This window comes from Arthrobacter ipis (genome assembly GCF_014694315.1).
In the GTDB taxonomy this organism is placed as follows: Bacteria; Actinomycetota; Actinomycetes; order Actinomycetales; family Micrococcaceae; genus Arthrobacter; species Arthrobacter ipis.
This window is the reverse complement of sequence record NZ_JAAOXD010000001.1, coordinates 48,957-67,585: the sequence shown is the minus strand read 5'-3', so window position 1 is coordinate 67,585 and position 18,629 is coordinate 48,957. Positions and strand designations below refer to the sequence as shown.

16 protein-coding genes are annotated in these 18,629 nt (G+C 66.9%); 6 read left to right on the top strand and 10 right to left on the bottom strand.

What is annotated here, in order from left to right; genetic code table 11:
- Positions 1-10: 10 nt before the first annotated feature.
- From hpf to mtrA, 5 genes are all read right to left on the bottom strand, one after another.
- Positions 11-736, bottom strand: coding sequence for a ribosome hibernation-promoting factor, HPF/YfiA family (gene hpf / locus G9E11_RS00280; RefSeq protein WP_190601938.1), 726 nt, complete (start codon positions 734-736; stop codon positions 11-13).
- Between the two features lie 183 nt (positions 737-919).
- On the bottom strand, positions 920-1,834 hold the full coding sequence (locus G9E11_RS00275; protein ID WP_190601936.1) for a ComF family protein: 915 nt from the start codon (positions 1,832-1,834) through the stop codon (positions 920-922).
- 87 nt (positions 1,835-1,921) lie between these two features.
- Positions 1,922-3,640, bottom strand: coding sequence for an LpqB family beta-propeller domain-containing protein (locus tag G9E11_RS00270; protein ID WP_190601934.1), 1,719 nt, complete (start codon positions 3,638-3,640; stop codon positions 1,922-1,924).
- Positions 3,637-5,526, bottom strand: a complete 1,890-nt coding sequence (mtrB, locus tag G9E11_RS00265) for an MtrAB system histidine kinase MtrB (RefSeq protein ID WP_194717783.1) — start codon at positions 5,524-5,526, stop codon at positions 3,637-3,639. Before mtrB ends, G9E11_RS00270 begins: the two co-directional genes overlap by 4 nt.
- A gap of 151 nt (positions 5,527-5,677) precedes the next feature.
- A complete protein-coding gene (gene mtrA / locus G9E11_RS00260) occupies positions 5,678-6,352 on the bottom strand; it encodes an MtrAB system response regulator MtrA (protein WP_190601930.1) in 675 nt (224 codons plus the stop codon).
- A 194-nt stretch (positions 6,353-6,546) separates the two neighbouring features.
- On the opposite strand from mtrA, the gene G9E11_RS00255 reads away from it, so the two are divergent.
- From G9E11_RS00255 to G9E11_RS00230, 6 genes are read left to right on the top strand one after another with little or no spacing between them, the layout of a single operon-like run.
- A complete protein-coding gene (locus G9E11_RS00255) occupies positions 6,547-7,902 on the top strand; it encodes a DUF7847 domain-containing protein (protein ID WP_190601928.1) in 1,356 nt (451 codons plus the stop codon).
- The gene (locus G9E11_RS00250; protein WP_190601927.1) at positions 7,899-8,606 is read left to right on the top strand and encodes a DUF4129 domain-containing protein; all 708 of its coding nucleotides are present in this window, start codon (positions 7,899-7,901) and stop codon (positions 8,604-8,606) included. The genes G9E11_RS00255 and G9E11_RS00250 overlap by 4 nt, the downstream gene beginning before the upstream one ends.
- Positions 8,603-9,883, top strand: a complete 1,281-nt coding sequence (locus G9E11_RS00245) for a DUF4350 domain-containing protein (protein WP_311764270.1) — start codon at positions 8,603-8,605, stop codon at positions 9,881-9,883. The genes G9E11_RS00250 and G9E11_RS00245 overlap by 4 nt, the downstream gene beginning before the upstream one ends.
- Complete coding sequence (locus tag G9E11_RS00240; protein ID WP_194717733.1) at positions 9,880-10,935, top strand: AAA family ATPase; 1,056 nt, start codon at positions 9,880-9,882, stop codon at positions 10,933-10,935. The genes G9E11_RS00245 and G9E11_RS00240 overlap by 4 nt, the downstream gene beginning before the upstream one ends.
- 4 nt (positions 10,936-10,939) lie before the next feature.
- Positions 10,940-12,232 (top strand): DUF58 domain-containing protein, encoded by a 1,293-nt coding sequence (locus tag G9E11_RS00235; RefSeq protein ID WP_190601924.1) that lies wholly within the window; start codon positions 10,940-10,942, stop codon positions 12,230-12,232.
- 47 nt (positions 12,233-12,279) lie between these two features.
- The gene (locus G9E11_RS00230; RefSeq protein ID WP_190601922.1) at positions 12,280-12,999 is read left to right on the top strand and encodes a DUF4166 domain-containing protein; all 720 of its coding nucleotides are present in this window, start codon (positions 12,280-12,282) and stop codon (positions 12,997-12,999) included.
- Between the two features lie 31 nt (positions 13,000-13,030).
- On the opposite strand, the gene G9E11_RS00225 is transcribed toward G9E11_RS00230, so the two are convergent.
- The 5 genes from G9E11_RS00225 to G9E11_RS00205 all read right to left on the bottom strand — a co-directional run bounded on the left by G9E11_RS00225 (position 13,031) and on the right by G9E11_RS00205 (position 18,548).
- A complete protein-coding gene (locus tag G9E11_RS00225; protein ID WP_190601920.1) occupies positions 13,031-14,071 on the bottom strand; it encodes a uroporphyrinogen decarboxylase/cobalamine-independent methonine synthase family protein in 1,041 nt (346 codons plus the stop codon).
- Positions 14,072-14,074: 3 nt separating this feature from the next.
- A complete protein-coding gene (locus tag G9E11_RS00220) occupies positions 14,075-14,497 on the bottom strand; it encodes a chorismate mutase (RefSeq protein WP_190601918.1) in 423 nt (140 codons plus the stop codon).
- Between the two features lie 222 nt (positions 14,498-14,719).
- The gene (locus tag G9E11_RS00215) at positions 14,720-16,435 is read right to left on the bottom strand and encodes an ABC transporter ATP-binding protein (RefSeq protein ID WP_190601916.1); all 1,716 of its coding nucleotides are present in this window, start codon (positions 16,433-16,435) and stop codon (positions 14,720-14,722) included.
- Positions 16,432-17,454, bottom strand: a complete 1,023-nt coding sequence (locus G9E11_RS00210) for an ABC transporter permease (RefSeq protein ID WP_190601914.1) — start codon at positions 17,452-17,454, stop codon at positions 16,432-16,434. The genes G9E11_RS00215 and G9E11_RS00210 overlap by 4 nt, the downstream gene beginning before the upstream one ends.
- A 2-nt stretch (positions 17,455-17,456) precedes the next feature.
- Positions 17,457-18,548, bottom strand: coding sequence for an ABC transporter permease (locus G9E11_RS00205; protein ID WP_190601912.1), 1,092 nt, complete (start codon positions 18,546-18,548; stop codon positions 17,457-17,459).
- Positions 18,549-18,629: the final 81 nt, after the last annotated feature.

Here is an 18,629-nt window from a genome sequence, read left to right as displayed (position 1 = left end):
GGGCACCATCTTAGGCAGTTGCGGCCGCATCATCCGAGCGGTACGCAAGGATTTTCTCCTCATGCGTGTTCTCGCCGGGTTCGCAGTAGTGGTCCAGGGTGATAACCCCATACGTCCAGCCGCGGCGCCGGTACACAACCGATGGCGCGTTCGTGGCCTTGTCCACGAAAAGGTAAAAGTCGTGACCGATAAGTTCCATGTTGTCCACGGCGTCGTCAAGGGTGAGGGACGCGGCCGGGAACACTTTGCGCCGGATCAGTACCGGCGAGTCGCCGGCGGGGATGTCGTTGTCGACGTCGTACGGCGATTTCTCAGCCGGTTGCGGAGCAGCCTGGGTGTTATTGCTCGCTTCGACGTAGATGGGCTGGTTGGAGCTCGCGGGCTCCAGTGTTGCAGTTGCCTCGCGTACGGCCTTGGGCGTGTGCCGCCCGTGGTGGACCTTCTTGCGGTCCTTGGCCCTGCGCAGCCGCTCAAGCAGCTTGTTGTAGGCGAGGTCGAACGCGGCGAACTTATCTGCGGCGCTTGCTTCGGCACGGATCACGGGGCCTCGGCCCAGGACTGTCACTTCAACCGTGAGCTGGTCACCGGTCTGCCGCGCATTTGTTTCCTTTGAAACCTTCGCGTCGACCCTCTGGACCTTGTCCCCAAGCGATTCGATCTTCGAGATCTTCTCGCCGGCGTATTCGCGGAATCGGTCCGAGACCGTCAGATTTCGTCCGCTGATCATGAACTCCATGGTGCCCTCCAAATGACTTCGGTGACACGACGGCGGCACTTCCGGGGGACGATCTGATTGACAGTCGAGCCCCTTTCCGAGCCGCTATCGAAAGGTACAACTGATCTTGGTACCCATATCCGACGTTAGTTCATAGCAACAAGTTATTCATCCTTTCGCAGTTTATTTTTTTCTATGTCTCAGCTACGGCGCAGGCAGTCCCGCAGGATGCCGGGACAGCGCCGGTCCAGCCGCCGCATCGGGTGCGCGGGTTGCGGCCAGGACCACGGCGCCGCGCACAATTCCGCCGGCTTCGTGGATGGCCCGGGCAGCCTCCGCCAGAGTGGCACCAGTGGTCAGGACGTCGTCGACAATGATGCACTGTCTCCCCCGCAGCGAGCGTCCGCGCATGCCCCGCACGGTGCGCATGGAGCCGCGGACCTTTCGCGACCTGTCTCCCCTGCCGAGTCCCTTCTGCCCACCGGACAGGCCGTTTCCGGTCAGGCCGCTGCCGGTTCCAGGGTTCCTGACCTTGCGCAGCGCATCAGTGCATTCCGGGCGGCGTCCGTCGAAGCTTCGCCTGACCCCGGCCAACAGCAGATGGACGGGACTGAACCCGCGTTTCCGGTAGGCGCTGCCGCTGCTTGGGACCGGAACGAGCACCATGGCGTCCGTACCCGCATAGGCCGCTGCGAGTGCGCCGGCCAATACTTTCGACAGCACGGTCCGCAGCTGACCCTGGCCGTGGCGCTTGAAGGCCAGGATCGACTGGGAAAGCTCCTCGCGGTAGATGCCCGCCGCCACCACTGGAAGGATGACTGAGCCGTCGGTGTCCATGAGCGCGGGCGCCCCGGTCTCCGCCCGGAAGGGATGGCGGGTGAGCATCCGGAGCCTGCGCTCGCAGCCGGCACACAGCGCCAGATCCTCCTTGCCGCAACAGACGCATTCCACCGGCAGCGCCAGGGCCACGATGTCGGCCGCAGCCCGGGCCAGCAGGTCCCAGGCCTGCAGGAGGCGCTGACGGTGCTCCCCCCGGTGGCGGGCGTGCCAAAGCGGCTGGGCCAGGAGGTCCGGGTCTGCCGAAGTCCCCCAGCCGTCTCGCGTCCAATGGCTCCCCACGGTTCAAGGGTGGCCCGGCACCGCCGGTCGGAAAAGGGGCAGCTAGCCCATGTGGAAAACGCCCCACGCAGGAAGGTCGGGGAACGGTCAGCCCGGGAACGACGGGTCCGTGGGTCCCTTCAGCTGCGCCGACCACCCGTTGCCGAGCCTCTGGAAGATACCGTCCCTGGACTGGGCGTAGATTTCCTCGGGGCCGTTGCCGGCGCTGAGGGCAACCAGCCCCGGCCAGGGGGCCAGCTTCTGCGGCTGGGAGGCGGTGAGCGAGAGGAGTTCCGGCGTCACGTTGGACGTCGACGCGCCCTTCATCACCGCAACGGTGGTGTCATTTACCCATACGCCCTGGTCGGGATTTCCGCTGGACTGCAGCGTGATGGGCGCCGTCAGTTCCTTCGGCGTACCGTCGGCACTGTGGATGATCCCCGTCACCTGCACGCGTGTCTCCCCGTTCTGCTCGGAGATGACCAGTGCCCGCACCCCTTCCCGGGACACCCGGAAATCCTTCACGTTGCGGCCGGCCAGCCAGGAAGGGGTCAGCGTGACGGTCGGCACCGGGGCGCCCTGGGCCACACCGGTGGGACGGAAGGCCGTGATTTCGGTGACGCCCTGGGCTCCGGGACCGGCAGTCCACAGCCAGTCGTGCAGGCTGAACGACGGGTGCGTCAGCGTGCTGCGGGTGGTCAGGGCGCGCGCGGGCTGGCCTGGCACCATCGAATAGAGGGTGCTGCGGCTGCCGTTCAAAAACGCCACCGTCTGCGAGATGGGCGATTCGGCGGGCGAACGCGGTTTCAGGCCGGCCACCGGCTGCATGTCGGGCAGCGGCGACACCCTGTTGTTCTCGTACCGCACCAGCTCGTTGTTGCTGATGGCGATCTGGCGCGCGGGGGCATTTCTGTTCTGGACCGGAGGCAGGACTGAACCGTTGTCCTCCACGCGGACAAGGTCCTGGTTCGCCCGCAGCTCCACGTTGATGACGTCCGGCTGGCTGCGGAACGTCAGGGCCAGCTGCGTCTGCATCCTCAGCCTGTCCTCGGTGGAGGCCTCGGTCAGCTCCTTGGCCGACAGGTCAACCTGCGCCGCGCCTGAAACTACCGGCACCGATTCCCTGGCAAGTTTCATTCCGGAGGGGAACGCACTGACCACGGCGCCCTTCAGATACGGGGCGGGTCCGCCGAGCAGGGCGCTCGTCATGGCCTTCACCGTTTTCTTCTTGATAAACCAGCGCACATCCGGAACGGCATACGTGAAGCTGGGGTCGTAGAAGTAGATGGGATACGCGCCGTAGATGACCTTGAAGGTCTCCTCGGGAATGGCAGTGCCGTCCGGGATCTTGGAGATGCGCCATTCGCCGTCAACCTGCACCAGCGTCACGGGGATGTTTTCCTTGGTTCCTTCCGGCATCGGGGTGGCCACGCCGTCGGAATCTACTGAGTACGCGACGTCCAGTTCGTAGTTATAGACGCCCTCGACGCCGGTTTTCACCACGCGCTCGGAGCGGAACACCAGTGTCCGCTGGTCCGGCTTCCAGGCAACGGAGGAAGCCTGGGTCAGGTACTGCCGCGCCACGGCGTAGTCGTCCTCATACCCGCTGCCTGCCAGGTAGAAGTCCTCAATGACCGCTTCGGGACTGGACCCGGTGCGCGGCGCGACGGGAAAGAACACGGGAGCGTTGGGATTTCCCGCGCTTTCGTCCGTGCTCTTCCCAACAGGCCCGGACCGCGGAATCTGGGCGCACGACGCCAGGAACAGCAGAATGACGGCCAGCAGCCCTGCAGCAACCCCGCGGGCTGCCGGACGCCCCCGGCTCACGAACGCTCCCCGGTGCGCGCTGTCTCCGGTTTGCGCGATGCGGCGGCCGCAGCGGGCTCGGCATTCGTGGCCGGCGACGTGCCCGCGGCGAAGTCCCCTGCCACGGCGCCGGCGTTACCTGCGGCAGCGGAGTCTTGCGGCGCAGAGTTCTTTGGCGCTGGTCCCTCCAGCGCAGCGGTGGCGCCGGAACCCAGCACGAGGACGCTGTGGTCGCCGGGCCTGCCGAGCCCCACGTCTGCAGGTTCAAGGGGCAGCGGCGACTTTGTGATGGTGCCGCCCTGTTTAAGCGGGAGCGTGAGCCTGAAGTTGGAGCCGACCCCGGTGTTCCCCCAGGCCTGGAGCCAGCCGTTGTGCAGTTTGGTGTCCTCGGTGGCAATGGACAGGCCCAGCCCGCTGCCGCCGGTGGTGCGGGCCCGGGCGGGATCGGCGCGCCAGAAGCGGTCGAAGACGCGGGCCGCCTCGGCGGGACTCATGCCGATTCCGTGGTCCCTGACGGTGACGGCGACAGCGTCCGCGTTGGAGGCGACGGAGATGTTGACCGCCCGGCCTTCGCCGTGTTCGAGGGCGTTCAGGATCAGGTTCCGGAGGATGCGGTCAATGCGCCGGGAGTCCATTTCCACCACGACGCTGCCTTCCGGCGCATTCAGCTTCATCGTCGAGCCGTACTCTTCGGCGACGGGGGCCGCGCCCTCCATCACGTGCGAGATGAGCTGGACGATGTCCGTCGCCTCGGCGTCGAGCATGGCCACGCCGGCGTCGAATCTGGAAATTTCCAGCAGGTCCGCCAGCAGCGACTGGAACCTCTCCACCTGGTTGTAGAGCAGTTCGGCGGACCTCTTGTTGATGGGGTCGAAGTCGTTGCGGGCGTCGTACAGCACCTCAGCGGCCATCCGGACGGTGGTCAGCGGGGTCCGGAGCTCGTGGGACACGTCGGAAACGAACCGCTGCTGCATCTGGGACAGCGTGGCCAGTTGCGTGATCTGCTCCTGCAGGCTCGCGGCCATATGGTTGAACGAAGCCCCGAGGCGTGCCACCTCGTCCTCCCCCTTGACCACCATGCGTTCCTGCAGCTGGCCTGCTGCCAGCTTTTCCGAGACCACGGCGGCGTGGCTGACGGGACTCACCACGTTGCGCGTGACGTACCAGGCGATGCCGCCGATCATGAGGATCAGCGCAGCGCCGCCGGCCCAGAGGACATTCTGGATTTCGTTCAGGGTCTGCTGTGCCGTGTTGAGGTCGTAGATCAGATAAAGCTCGTAAACCGTGCCGTTGAACGTCACCTTGTTGCCGACGGCGATGCCCGGCCGGTCTTCTGTTCCCACCGGGAACTCCGTGGACGCCCAGAACTGCTCCTTGCCGGAGTCCTGGACTGCTGCCCGGAGGTCTGGGGGAATGACGCTGATGGTCAATTGGTCGGATGCGCGCGACTCCACCCACCGGTTGCGGGGCTTGGTCTGCTCCGGCATCGCCTCAAATACGTAGCGGCGCTGGATCACCGAGCCCTTGCCCTCAACGGCGTTGAGGGTGTCGTAGACGAGCGTGATCACGCTTGACTGGTCGGTGACCTGGGCGCCGTCGAACGTGTCCTGCACCTGCTTGACGTTGTAGCGGGTCTCGGACTCCGCCTGCGTCAGCCGTTCGTGGAACAGGTTGTTGGCAATCTGGTTGGACAGGTAAGCGCCGACGATCGCGAACGAGCTTACGGACAGCAGCAGGGTGGTCAGGACAGTGCGAAACTGCAGCGACCTGCGCCACCGCCGCTGCAGGGAGTGCAGCAGATGCCGGATGCCGGGAAAGATGCGGTCGACGCCGGTGCGCACCAGGCGGCCGACCCGCAGCACGACGATGAGGGCGCGGCGCTGCCAGATCCGGGCCCGCAAGGGCAACCCCGCGAGTCCGGCCCCGAAGGCGTCGGTGTGCTCCGGGCTTGGGCGCGGACCGGGTTTGCGAGCGCCGTCCCGAGCGTTCTCTGCCGCCGGCGAGTTCCCGCGGGGACCGGATCCCGCGGGCGTCTCAGGGGGATTCTGGCCCTGCGGTTCAGGACCCTGCTTTGTAGCCGACACCACGAACCGTCATTACAACTTCCGGAGCTTCCGGATCACGTTCAATCTTGGACCGCAGTCGCTGGACATGGACATTGACCAGCCGGGTGTCAGCCGCGTGCCGGTAGCCCCAGACCTGCTCAAGAAGCAGCTCGCGGGTGAATACCTGCCAGGGCTTGCGCGCCAGGGCCACCAGGAGATCGAATTCGAGCGGGGTCAGTGAAATCCGCTCGTCGCCACGGCTCACCAGGTGGCCGGCGACGTCGATGGTGATGTCCGCAATGCGCAGCGTTTCGGGCGCCTTCTGGTCACCGGGGCGCAGGCGCGCCCGCACCCGGGCAACAAGTTCCGCCGGCTTGAAGGGCTTGGGCACGTAATCGTCGGCACCCGACTCCAGTCCCCTGACCACATCGGAGGTGTCCGATTTGGCCGTCAGCATGACGATCGGCACGTCCGACTCGGAGCGGATCTGCCGGCATACCTCGATGCCGTCCGTTCCCGGCAGCATCAGGTCGAGGAGCACGAGATCCGGCTTTGATGTGCGAAAGACGTCCAGAGCCTGTCCGCCGTCCGCGCAGAAGACGGGCTCAAAGCCGTCGTTGCGCAGGACAATGCCGATCATTTCTGCGAGCGCCTCGTCATCATCAACCACCAGAATGCGTGCCTTCATAGTTATATATTCCCTTATTGCTGTTGCTTTGTCTTATTGATGGAGTTTTCGGCGGGGCGCGTGCCGGGGTGCCGGACACGGCAGCCAGCGGTCCGCCGCAGCCCGAACCGGCCGGAAGCTAGGATGCCCGACGGCGGAACTATAGTCTGGAGGTGCCCAGCCGTTGGTCTGTGCGCACCTTGGGGAGGAACAGGTTGTCAGAGCAGGATCCGCAGCACCCGCCGTCCGGCGAAAGGCCGCCTGAACAGCCATGGGGCGCACCCCCGCAGTGGGGCAGCCAGCAGCCCGGGCCCTACCAATCCGGACCGTATCAGCCCAGTGCCCACCAGCCCTACGGGCCGCCCCACCAGTGGAGCGCAAACCCACATCCCGCAGCGCCGCCGAAGCCCACAGGACTGAACCCCGCCGTTCCCTTTCCCGTGTACGCGGCCCCGCCGAAACCCGGCGTGGTTCCGCTGCGGCCGCTGATGTTCGGCGAAATCATGGACGGGGCCTTCAAGACGATCCGGCGGAATCCCAAGGCGATGCTTGGAGCAGGCCTCATTGCCCAGGCGTTGGGGGCTGTGATTGCCGGCGTCGTCCCGCTGGTCACCCCGGCATCCGATGCTTCCGCAGAGGCCTGGCTGACGAGCCTCAGCACTTCTGAGATGACCTCCCTCTTTGCGGCCGTGGCGGGCGGCTTTGTGCTTTTCGGCCTGGTAACGGTGTTTATCTCCCTGGTGATGCAGGGGGCCATGGTGGTCCCCGTGGCCCGGTCCATCCTCAACCGGCAAACGGGCTTCCGGCAGATGTGGCTGCTGGCGCGGGGCCGGGCGTGGGCGCTGGTCCGCCTCGCCGGGATCGGGGTGGCAACCGTGCTGCTGGGCGGCGCCCTCATGGCCCTGGCCACCGTACTGCTGGCCAGTTCGATGGGTACCGGGTCCCTGGTCATCGTGCTTCCGCTGTTTTTGGCCTTTATCGCAGCCACAATCTGGGTTTCCGTCAAGCTGACTGTCGCACCTGCCGTCATCGTCGTCGAGGACGTGGGAGCGCTGGATGGCATACGGCGTTCCTGGGCCGTCACCCGGAGAAGCTGGTGGCGGGTCTTCGGCATCGTCCTCGTGGTGTCACTCCTCGTCGGCATCATTGGCCAGATCGTCCTCATCCCGCTCACCCTGCTCACCACCGTGGCAGGCCCCCAGGACCCGGCCAGCCAGGCGGCCGCCCTGCAGGCAGTGGTGGGTGTCGCCACGGCGATCGTGTCCGCCGCCGTCGGCGCCGTGGCGTTCGCCTTCCAGACGTCGGTCATGGCTTTGCTCTACATGGATTTGCGGATGCGCAACGACGGACTGGACATCGCGCTGCTCCGGCTACTGGAAACGGGCCATGACGACGGCGGCATTCCGGGCCGGGACGTGCCTGTCTACAGCCCGGGCCGGAACAGCGCAGACCCTCAACAGCCCTGGCCCTACCAACAGGGCCCATACCAACCCGGCACCCATCAGGCCGGCCCTTACGGGAATTCAGCAGGCTGGCCGCCGCCCCCGGGGCCGCCGACGATGCCGGGATGAGCACCGTCGGCTTCGTCCCGGCCCTGGGGCACGCCACGGCACTGCTGAACCGGACCCTGGAAGCGCCGGTGCAGCCTGACCGGGAAGAAGCGCGCCGCTGGGCCGTGGAGGAGCTCTCCAAACGCGAGTACAGGGAGGCGGCACCCGGCTGGCTGGAAACCCTCTGGCAGCAGTTCCTCGACTGGCTGCAGTCCGTGACCGATGGCCAGTCCCCTGCCGAAGGACCTCCGGTGGCGCCCTTCATCGGCCTTGGCATCGCCATTCTGTTAGCTGTGGCCATCATCCTGGCGCGGCCACGGCTGAACCCCCGCCGCCGCGCTCCGAAGGAGATTTTCGATGCCGAAGCAGCCGCCACCGCAGCCGACTACCGGGAGCGTGCAAAAGCCGCGGCCGCACGTGGTGATTGGGCGGCCGCCGTCGTCGAACAGTTCCGCGCGCTGGTGAGTTCGGCCGAGGACCGGGCCGTCCTGGACCCCCAGCCCGGCCGGACAGCCGACGAGGCTGCCGGACAGCTCAGCCGGGCGTTCCCTGCGGCCGGTGACAAACTCGAGGCCGCTGCCCGCATCTTTGATGCTGTCCGCTACGGCAGTGGGAGCGCGCTGGCAGCCGACCATGCCGCGGTGGCTGAGCTGGACTCGACCCTGGAAAGGCTCACGCCTTCCTACGCAGAGGGCGCGCCCGGCGGACTGGCGGTGCCCAAGTGACGCATCTCCCCCGCGCGCAACTGGCCGGCACGGAAGCAGCTGGCACGGATGCAGCCGGCACTGATACCCCGCCGGGCGGCGGTATGAGCGAAGGCGGCGTCATGGTCGCAGCCCGACGCAGGAAGACCGGCTGGATGCGCAGGCACCGGGCGGGAGTGCTCTTCGGCCTGGCCCTGGCCGTTGCCCTTGCGGTGGTCCTCGCGTTCCAGTCGACGCAACAGGGGGACAACCAGGAGCTGTCCATCCGCAACCCCGGCCCGCAGGGTGCCAGGGCAGCAGCCCAAATCCTCGGTGCTCAGGGCGTCACTGCTGAACAGACGGCGTCGTTTGAGGAGACTCTGGCAGCAGCGCGTGCAAGCCGCGGCAGAGGGTCCGGCTCTACTGTCCTGGTCTACGACCAGCGCGGGTTCCTTGCTCCCGAACGGCTCCGCCGGCTGCTTGCAGAGACGGACCGGCTGGTGGTCGTCTCGCCGCGCCTGGCCACGCTGACCGGTCTGGGCAGCACCATCCGGCAGGCCGGGGTGGTCCCCGGCTCGGAGAAGACCCTCCAGCCGGAATGCACCGTTGCCGATGCCCAGGCCGCCGGCGACATCAGCGCGGACGGAGGCTTCCTCTACGCCGGCGGCACCGTCTGCTACGGCGCCGGCGGGAGCGGGCGTGGCCTTTACGCCTCGGCAGAGGACGGCAAGCTCGTGGTCATCGGCAGCACAGCCGTGATCAGCAACCAGTTCCTGGCCGCCAACGGCAACGCCGCCCTCACCCTGCGGACCCTGGGCAGCCAGGGAGACCTCGTCTGGTACCTGCCGGGTCCCGGGGACCTCGGGGGCAGCCCCGCCCCGAAGACCCTGGCCGAGCTTGCACCGGCGTGGTCGGCGTTTGTGGCCCCGTGGCTCATTGTGGTGGCCCTGTTTGCCGTGCTGTGGCGCGGGCGCCGTCTGGGCCCGCTGGTCTTCGAACCCCTGCCGGTGGTGGTGAAGTCCGCCGAAACCGCCGAGGGCAGGGCCCGCCTGTACCACGAGGCCCACGACGTTGCCAGGGCGGCGGACACCCTCCGTGCCGGCACCGTCGTCCGGCTTGCCTCGGCACTCCGGGTGGGCACCGCAGCCGGGCTTTCTGACGTGGCCGGCTCTGACGTGGCGGCCGCCGCAGCCCGCCATTTGGACCGGAACGCCGCCGAAATACAGCAGCTCCTGCAGCACCGTCCTGCGACCGAGGGCCAGCTTGTCCGCTGGGCACAGGAACTTGTCCGACTAGAGAAAGAGGTACAGGCCAGATGACCCAGCAGCCAAACGGCCACCCGCACGGGACCTACGGCAACGGGACCTACGGCGAAGCGCCGGTGGGCACCGTGGCCGCTCCGCACACCCCGGACCATGCCCCGGATCCGGTCCGGCAGGCGCTGCTCGACGTCCGGCATGAGGTGGCCAAGGCAGTGGTGGGCCAGGATTCCACGGTCACCGGCATGCTGATCGCCCTGCTGTCGCGCGGACATGTGCTGCTCGAAGGCGTGCCGGGCGTGGCCAAGACACTCCTGGTCCGCGCCCTGTCCGCTGCCCTGAGCCTGGACACCAAGCGCGTGCAGTTCACACCGGACCTCATGCCCGGCGATGTCACGGGGTCCCAGGTGTACGACGCCGCCAATTCGGACTTCAGTTTCCGTGAAGGCCCGGTCTTCACCAACATGCTCCTGGCCGACGAAATCAACAGGACGCCGCCCAAGACACAGGCCTCACTGCTGGAAGCCATGGAGGAACGCCAGGTGTCCGTCGATGGTGTGTCGCGCAGGCTGCCGGTGCCCTTCATCGTGGCGGCCACGCAAAACCCAATCGAGTACGAGGGCACCTACCCGCTGCCCGAGGCCCAGCTGGACCGGTTCCTCCTCAAGCTGACCATGCCCCTGCCTGACCGTGCCGCCGAAATCGAGGTTGTCCGCAGGCACGCCGCCGGTTTCGATCCCCGTGACCTCGCCGCGGCCGGCATCCGCCCGGTGGCGGGCGCTGACGAACTGGAACGGGCGCGGAGGGCAGTAGCCGGCGTCGAAGTGGCGCCGGAGGTGCTGGGCTACATCGTTGACGTGGTCCGGGCCACGCGCGCCGCCCCGTCCTTCCAACTTGGCGTCTCGCCGCGCGGTGCCACAGCGCTGCTGAACACCTCGCGGGCCTGGGCCTGGCTGTCAGGCCGGAACTTTGTCACTCCGGATGACGTCAAGGCGCTGGCCCAGCCGTGCCTGCGGCACCGCGTGGCGCTGCGGCCCGAAGCCCTGATGGACGGTGTCCAGGTGGACGACGTGCTGGGCAGCATCCTGGCCTCCGTGCCGGTCCCCCGCTGATCCCATGGCCATTTCCGGACGGTTGGTACTCCTGGCGGCAGCCGGGCTGGCGCCGGTGCTGCTCTTTCCCGGCTGGCTGACCGTGCTTGGCGTGCTTCTGGTTCTTGGCGTCCTGATCCTGTTGGACGTACTGCTGGCCGCGGCACTGCAGCAGGTCTCGGTGGAAAGGTCAGCGCCCGCCAACGTCACACTCGGGGGCACGGCGGACTCCGTGCTGACGGTGCATAACCGTGGCAGGCGCAGGCTCAGGGCCGTCGTGCGCGACGCCTGGCAGCCCTCCGCCGGGGCTGAAAACCCGGTCCAGGCCACAGAAGTTCCGGCCGGTGAACGGCGCCGCCTCGGCGTCAGGCTCAGGCCGGTCCGGCGCGGTGACCTCAAGGCGCCCCACATCACCGTCCGCTCCTTCGGACCGCTCCGGCTGGCGGCCCGTCAGAAAACGGTGCACGCTCCCGGATCGCTACGGGTGCTGCCGCCTTTCAATTCCCGGCGGCACCTGCCATCAAAACTGCGCCTGCTGCGGGAACTCGACGGTAAGGCGGCAGTGCAGATCCGAGGCGCCGGAACCGAATTCGACTCCCTGCGCGACTATGTCCGGGGCGATGACGTCCGCTCCATCGACTGGCGCGCGACGGCGAGGCGGTCCGCCGTCGTCGTCCGCACCTGGCGGCCGGAGCGCGACCGGCGTGTGGTGATCATGCTGGACACGTCTCGGACCGCCGCTGCGCGCGTGAACGACGAGCCCCGGCTGGATACCGGCATCGAGGCCGCGCTGCTGCTGGGCGTCCTTGCCGAACGCGGCGGGGACCGCGTCGACTTCTTCGCCTTCGACCGGAGGATGCGCGCCCGGGCAGGCACGACGGCGGGCGGCAACCTGCTGGGGCAACTGGTGCAGGCGGCGGTGCCGCTGCAGGCAGAACTCATCGAACTGGACTGGGCACAGGTGCCTGCCCAGGTCCGTGCGGTGTCGGCGCACCGTTCGCTCGTGGTGCTGCTGACCGCCCTGGATGGCGGCGCGCCGGAGGAGGGCCTCATTCCGATGGTGACGCGGCTCGCCCAGCAGCACGTAGTGGTGGTGGCGTCGGTCCGGGACCCGCTGCTTGGCGAGATGCTCCAGGACAGGACGACGGCGGCCCAGGTTTTCCGCGCGGCGGCCGCGGAACGGGCGCTCCTCGAGCGGGAAGCCGTGGGTGCCCAGCTCCGCCAGCTCGGCGTCGAAGTGGTGGACGCCGAGCCGCACCAGCTGCCGCCCGCGCTGGCCGATGCCTATATCCGGCTCAAGGCGGCGGGGCGGCTGTGAGTATCAGCCGGAATGCAGAATCGTCAGACAACATATCAGGAGCCGCCGTGAACGCCGCGATCTACCGCCAGGCGCTGGGCGCCGCCTTCTTCCGGTTGCAGCCGGAACTGCAGGAGTACTTTTCGCTCGCCCCGGGTTCCGGCAGCTTCGGCGTCGGCGAGGGCGTTTTCGACGTGGTGGGCTGCAGGCAGCAGTGGCTGCGGCCGATGCTTCGGCTGGCCGCCGGTGAGCAGGCCTTCTTTCCGGAGTACGGCGAGGGCGTGCCGTTCCGGATCGAAAACCATGCACATCTCGATCCTTTCGGCCGCTCCAGCCTGACTGCCCGGCGCGAAATATTCTTCCCTGCCAGGACCAGGATCTTTCAGGACACCACCAGTGTGGAAGCGGGCGGCGGCGATGGCCAAGCACGCCTCGTGGACTACGTGGGCCGGTACCGCCGGCTGGTCACGGACCTGAATCTCGACGTGACAGCGGAGGGTAGGTTGCGCGGGGTCTCCGAAGTATCGCGGCTGTTCCTCGGCCCGCTCCGGTTGCCGCTGCCGGCCGCCCTTGACGCGAAAGCGTACGCGGAGCAGTGGTGGGACCCGGCCGCGGGGGAAACCGGACGGCACAGGATCCAAGTGAAGGTGATCCAGCCGCAGCTCGGCCTCGTCCTGGTCTATGCCGGCCACTTCGACTACCGCCTGGAACCCTATCCGTCCGGAAGTTCTTCAGCAGGTTTCCTTCCGGCGTATGCCAGGCCCGACCGCTGGGAGCGACGAAGCTAAGGAAGCACCAGCCTGCTCACCCTGGCGCTGATCAGCCGAGCGCCAGCTGGTTCAGGCCGTCGGCAACCTGGGTCAGGCGGGTAAGGACCTCCGTCGCGGCGGCTGGTGACTGCCTTTCAAGGCCGCCCGACGGCGTGACCCGTAGCGTGCCGAGCGACGCCAGCGGCAGTCCAAGCTGCTGCCACGGACGCCGGACAGATTCGACAACGTCGGATGCCTTCGGCACGCCGCCCGGCCCGTCAGCCTGCAGGGCACCGGCCCAGAGCCGCTTGCCGGCTTCGACTGCCTCCGCGAGCTGTTCCCACTGCCGGGTGGTCAGGGCCCGCAGTGGAACGGCGATGGCGTCCGCGCCGGCAGCCACAATCCTTTCGAACGGGGCCTCGATCTCCGGCACTGCGATGGCGATCTCGGCTGCGCCGGCCTCGCGGAGGGCGTCAACCAGCACGCGCCAGAGCTCCGTGACCTCGTGTCCGGAGACGGAGCGCAGGGTCCGGTAGCCGCTGGAAGTGGGGATGGTGCCGGCGAGGACCGAGGCAATGTCCGGTTCGTCGAGCTGCACCACGAGCCTGGCCCCGGGAACGGCGGCGGACACCTTGGCCAAGTGCGCGCCGACCCCGGCGGCGAGGGAAGCAGCGATGTCGCGGCGGGCGCCGTAGTCGATCAGGGCCCGCTCGCCGTTGTGGAGGTGCAGGCCGGCGGCCAGGCTCAAGGGGCCGCGCAGCTGGACTTTGAATTCGTCGGCGGCGCTGTCCTCTTCGCCGGCGATGTCGGCCAGCACGTTGATGTCCGTGGAGAGGGCGGACCTTGCCCGGACAAGGTCTCGCCCGGGCCGGTCAACGATCCGCCAGCCGTGCGGCTGGACGTCCACTGCCAGGTCCACCAGGAGTGAGGCGGTGCGGCCTATGGCGTCGGCACCGACGCCACGGTCAGGCAGTTCAGCAAGAAAGGGCAGGTGCGGGCTGCCGAGCTCACCGCGGATGATGCGGTTGGCCTCCACCGGGTCCTGGCCCGGCCAGGGTCCCAGGGCGGTGGCGGTTACCTGGGCGGGCAGCTGGAAGTCTGGGTCCGGCACGGCTTAGGCGGTAAGCGGTGCGGAGGGGCTGGCCGACCCGTTGGCCGTTCCGCCCCCAGAGTTGTGGTCCTCGGCGATCGCCTCGTGGTGCCGGATCACCTCGCCGATGATGAAGTTCAGGAACTTTTCCGCGAACGCCGGGTCCAGCTGGGCATCCTCGGCAAGGCGTCGGAGCCGGGCAATCTGTGCGGTTTCACGGCCGGGATCCCCCGCGGGGAGGCGGTGCGCAGCCTTGAGGAATCCCACCTTCTGTGTCGCCTTGAACCGTTCCGCGAGAAGGTAGACGAGGGTTGCATCAATGTTGTCGATGCTTGACCGGATCGATAGCAGCTCCGCCATCACCGCAGGATCCACATGCCCGGCCAGGGAGCTGGCGGCAGGATCGTAGGAGTCGGTGTCAGGCAGATCATGGTTCAGCTCGGTCATGGTTCCAGTCTATGGGCACTGCAGGACTCCCTGCCCGTGTTAAGGATCCTGGCGGAGAATGTAAGTGTTAGCTGCCTCTGTGGCTGCGGATTTTCCTGAAGCAAGGGAACAGCGTGTTCAACACCAAGGTGGTCTCTGGCTAGACCAGCGGACACTTGCGTCCCCGCCCTCTGCGGAGGGCGGGGACGCAAGTTTGCCGTGCGGACCTAGATGCCCAACGTTCTAGATGCCCAGCAGGGCGCGGTGGTCCTCCCGGCGCTTGGCCTGCTCGGCCGGGTCCGGGACAGGCAGCGACGCGATCAGCCGCTTCGTGTAGTCATGCTGCGGGGAGCCCATGACGTGGTGGCCGATTCCCTGCTCAACGAGCTTGCCCTTGTACAGCACCCCGACCCAGTGCGACAGCATGTCCACCACCGCAAGGTCGTGGCTGATGAACAGCGCCGCGAACCCGAACTCCTGCTGGATTTCACGGAACAGCTCCAAGACTTTCGCCTGCACCGAAACGTCCAGTGCCGACGTCGGCTCATCGGCGATGAGCAATTTCGGGTTCAGGATCAGCGCACGCGCCAGTGATGCGCGCTGGCGCTGCCCGCCGCTGAGCTCATGGGGAAAACGGTCAGCGTACGACGCCGGCAACTGGACTGACTCCAGCAGCTCACCCACGCGCTTGCGCGCCTGCGCCGGTGAAGGGTTGGTGTGGATGACCAGCGGTTCGGCGACGCAGTCGCCGATGGTCAGCTGCGGGTTGAAGGACGCTGCCGGGTCCTGGAAGACGAACCCGATCTCCTTGCGGAGCGGCTTGAAGGTCCGTTCCTTGAAGTTCAGCATCTCGTAGCCCAGGACGTTCAGGCTTCCGCCGGTGGTCCGGTTAAGGCCGGCGATGGCCCGGCCGATGGTGGTCTTTCCGGAACCGGATTCACCAACGAGTCCGAACACTTCGCCCTCGGATACCGTGAAGCTGACGCCGTCGACGGCCTTGAAGGCGGGGCTGCCCAGCCTGCCCGGGTACTCGATGGTGAGGCCTTTGGCCTCCACCAGCACCTGCCCGCCCTGGTGCGCGCGCTCCGTCATTCCTTCGGACGCCGAGTGCCGGCCAAGGTGCGGGACGGCGGCCAGCAGCTTCCGGGTGTAGTCCTGCCGCGGCTCGGCAAAGAGGGATTTCGCGCTGGCTTCCTCGACGACGTCGCCCTGGTACATCACCACGACTCGGTCGGCGAGGTCGGCCACCACGCCCATATTGTGCGTGATCAGCACAATGGACGTCCCGTACTTGTCCCTCAGGTCCCGCAGGAGCTCCAGGATTTCCGCCTGCACGGTGACATCCAGGGCGGTGGTGGGTTCGTCCGCCACGATCAGCCCCGGATTCAGGGCAAGCGCGGCGGCAATGACCACGCGCTGCTTTTGGCCGCCGGAGAACTGATGCGGGTAGTAGTTGACGCGCGTTTCAGGGTCCGGGATGCCCACCTTGCGTAGGGCCTCGATGGCCCGGGCCTTCGCTTCCTTCGCACTGACCCGCTTGCCGCCGTCCCTCCCTGCGTGCGCGAGGATCCCTTCGGCGATCTGCCAGCCGACGGTGAACACGGGATTCAGCGCCGTGGACGGCTCCTGGAAGACCATGGCCACGTCCCGTCCCCGGATCTGGCGGAGCCTCCCCGGGCTGACACTGATGACGTTGCTGCCGTTGATCACCACGGCGCCGGAGCTGATGGCGGTTTCCGGCAGCAGGCCGAGGATGGTCTTGGCCGTCACGGTCTTGCCGGAGCCGGATTCGCCGACGATAGCGAGCACTTCCCCCTCGTTCACTTCGAGGCTCACGTCCTTGACGGCGTGGACGTCCCCGGCGTCGGTGGCGAACGTGACCTTAAGATGGTCGATGTCCAGCACCGGTACGGGGCCGGCTGCGTGCCGGTCAGAAACAGATCCGATATTGATGGTCATGAGCTTCTCACATCTGCTGAAATGGCTGCCTGGGCCGCCGCGGCCGAGTCCGGTCCGCCCTTGTTACCGGCGCGCTTGCGCCCGCGGAGACGGGGATCGTTGAGGTCGTTAATGCTCTCCCCCACCAGCGTCAGGCCAAGCACCGTCCAGACGATGGCGAGGCCCGGGAACACGCCGGTCCACCAGATGCCCGAGGTGGTGTCCGCCAGCGCCTTGTTGAGGTCGAAGCCCCATTCGGCGGCGGACGAGGGCTCGATGCCGAATCCCAGGAAGCCCAGGCCTGCGAGGGTCAGGATCGCCTCGGAAGCATTCAGGGTGAAAATCAGCGGAAGTGTGCGGGTGGCATTCCGGTAGATGTGCCGGCCCATGATGCGGACGCTGGAGGCGCCCACCACTTTAGCCGATTCGACGAAGGGTTCCGCCTTGAGCCTGATGGTCTCCGCCCTGATGACCCGGAAGTACTGCGGAATGAACACCACCGTGATGGAGATCGCCGCGGCGAGCACGCCGCCAAAGAGGCTGGACTCGCCGCCGCTGATGACGATGGCCATGACGATGGCCACCAGCAGTGACGGGAATGCGTAGATGGCGTCTGCCACCACCACGAGGACACGGTCGAGCCAGCCGCCGAGGTATCCGCTCACCAGGCCGAGGATGACGCCCGCGAAGATGGACAGCACCACGGCCACGACGATCACGAGGATGGCGGTCTGGGAGCCCCAGATGACCCGGGACAGGACATCATAGCCGCCCACGGTGGTGCCCAGCAGATGCTTTCCGCCGGGAGGCTGCTGCGTGGGAAAGCTGCCGTCGGAGTCGGAAAGTTGCGCATATCCGTAGGGGGCGAGGAGCGGGGCGAAAATGGCCGTCAGGAGGAACGTGGCGGTCAGGACGAGGCCGGCGACGAGCATGCCCCGCTGGAGTCCGACGCTTTTGTTGAAGTGGGAAATGACTGGCAGCCGTTTGAGAAGCGGTGCCTTGTGGTGCATGGTGGCTTCCATTGGAGGGTTGCGGCTCATTGTCAGTACCTCACACGGGGATCGATCAGCGCGGCCACGATGTCCACGATGAAGTTGGTGATGGCGACGATGACGGCCAGGAGGACCACGATGCCCTGGACGGCCACGAAGTCGCGGGCCGTTAGGTAGTTGGCCAACTGGAAGCCCAGCCCTTTCCACTCAAAGGTTTTTTCCGTAAGCACGGCGCCGCCGAGCATCACCGCGATCTGCAGGCCCATGACAGTGATGATGGGGATCAGGGCAGGCTTGTAGGCGTGCTTGGTGACCAGCCGGAATTCGCTGACGCCGCGCGAGCGGCCCGCCTCGATATAGTCGCGGCCCAGCGTGCCGATGAGATTGGTGCGCACCAGCCGGAGGAAGATTCCTGCTGTCAGCAGGCCCAGGGCAACAGCGGGCAGGACGGCATGCGCCATCACGTCGCCGAGGGCGGCCATATTGCCGCTTCTGAGCGCGTCCAGCCAATAAATCCCAGTTGGTGCCTGCAGTCCCGTGAGGGCAAGTTCGCTGGAGGTTTTCGCCCGCCCCGCCACGGGCAGCCAGCCCAACCACACTGCGAAGGTCAGCTTCAGCAGCAGCCCGGCAAAAAATACGGGTGTGGCGTAGCAGAGAATGGCAAAGACCCGCAGTACCGCGTCCGGTGCGTGGTCCCTGCGGTGGGCGGCGATCATCCCGAATGGAATGCCCACCAGAAGCGCAACGATGAGCGCGTTGACGGTAAGTTCGAGCGTGGCCGCACCATAGGTTGCCAGCATCTCCGTAACCTGGCGGTTGTCAGAGAGGGTGGTGCCGAAATTGCCGGTCACCAACTGGCCCAGGTATTCGAAGTACTGGACGGGGAGCGGCCGGTCGTATCCGGCGTCATGAATCCGCTGCTGCAGCTGGTCCGGAGGCAGGCGGCCGCCCATGGCAGCCGTGATGGGGTCGCCGGTGATCCTCATGAGGAAGAACACCATGGTGACCAGAATGAAGATGGTTGGAAAGATCAGGAGGAACCTGATCAGGATGTACTGGCCCAGTCCCCCGCCGGACTTCTTTTTCTTTGTCGGCAAAAGGCCGTCTGCGTCGCTTGGCGGCGCCTCAATAAGAGTTGTCATTACTGCCTGATTCTGTGTTTCCGGGTCCGTCACGGATCCGGAATCGGCTGTTCACCGGCCAGCAAGGAGGCGGAACGCCCG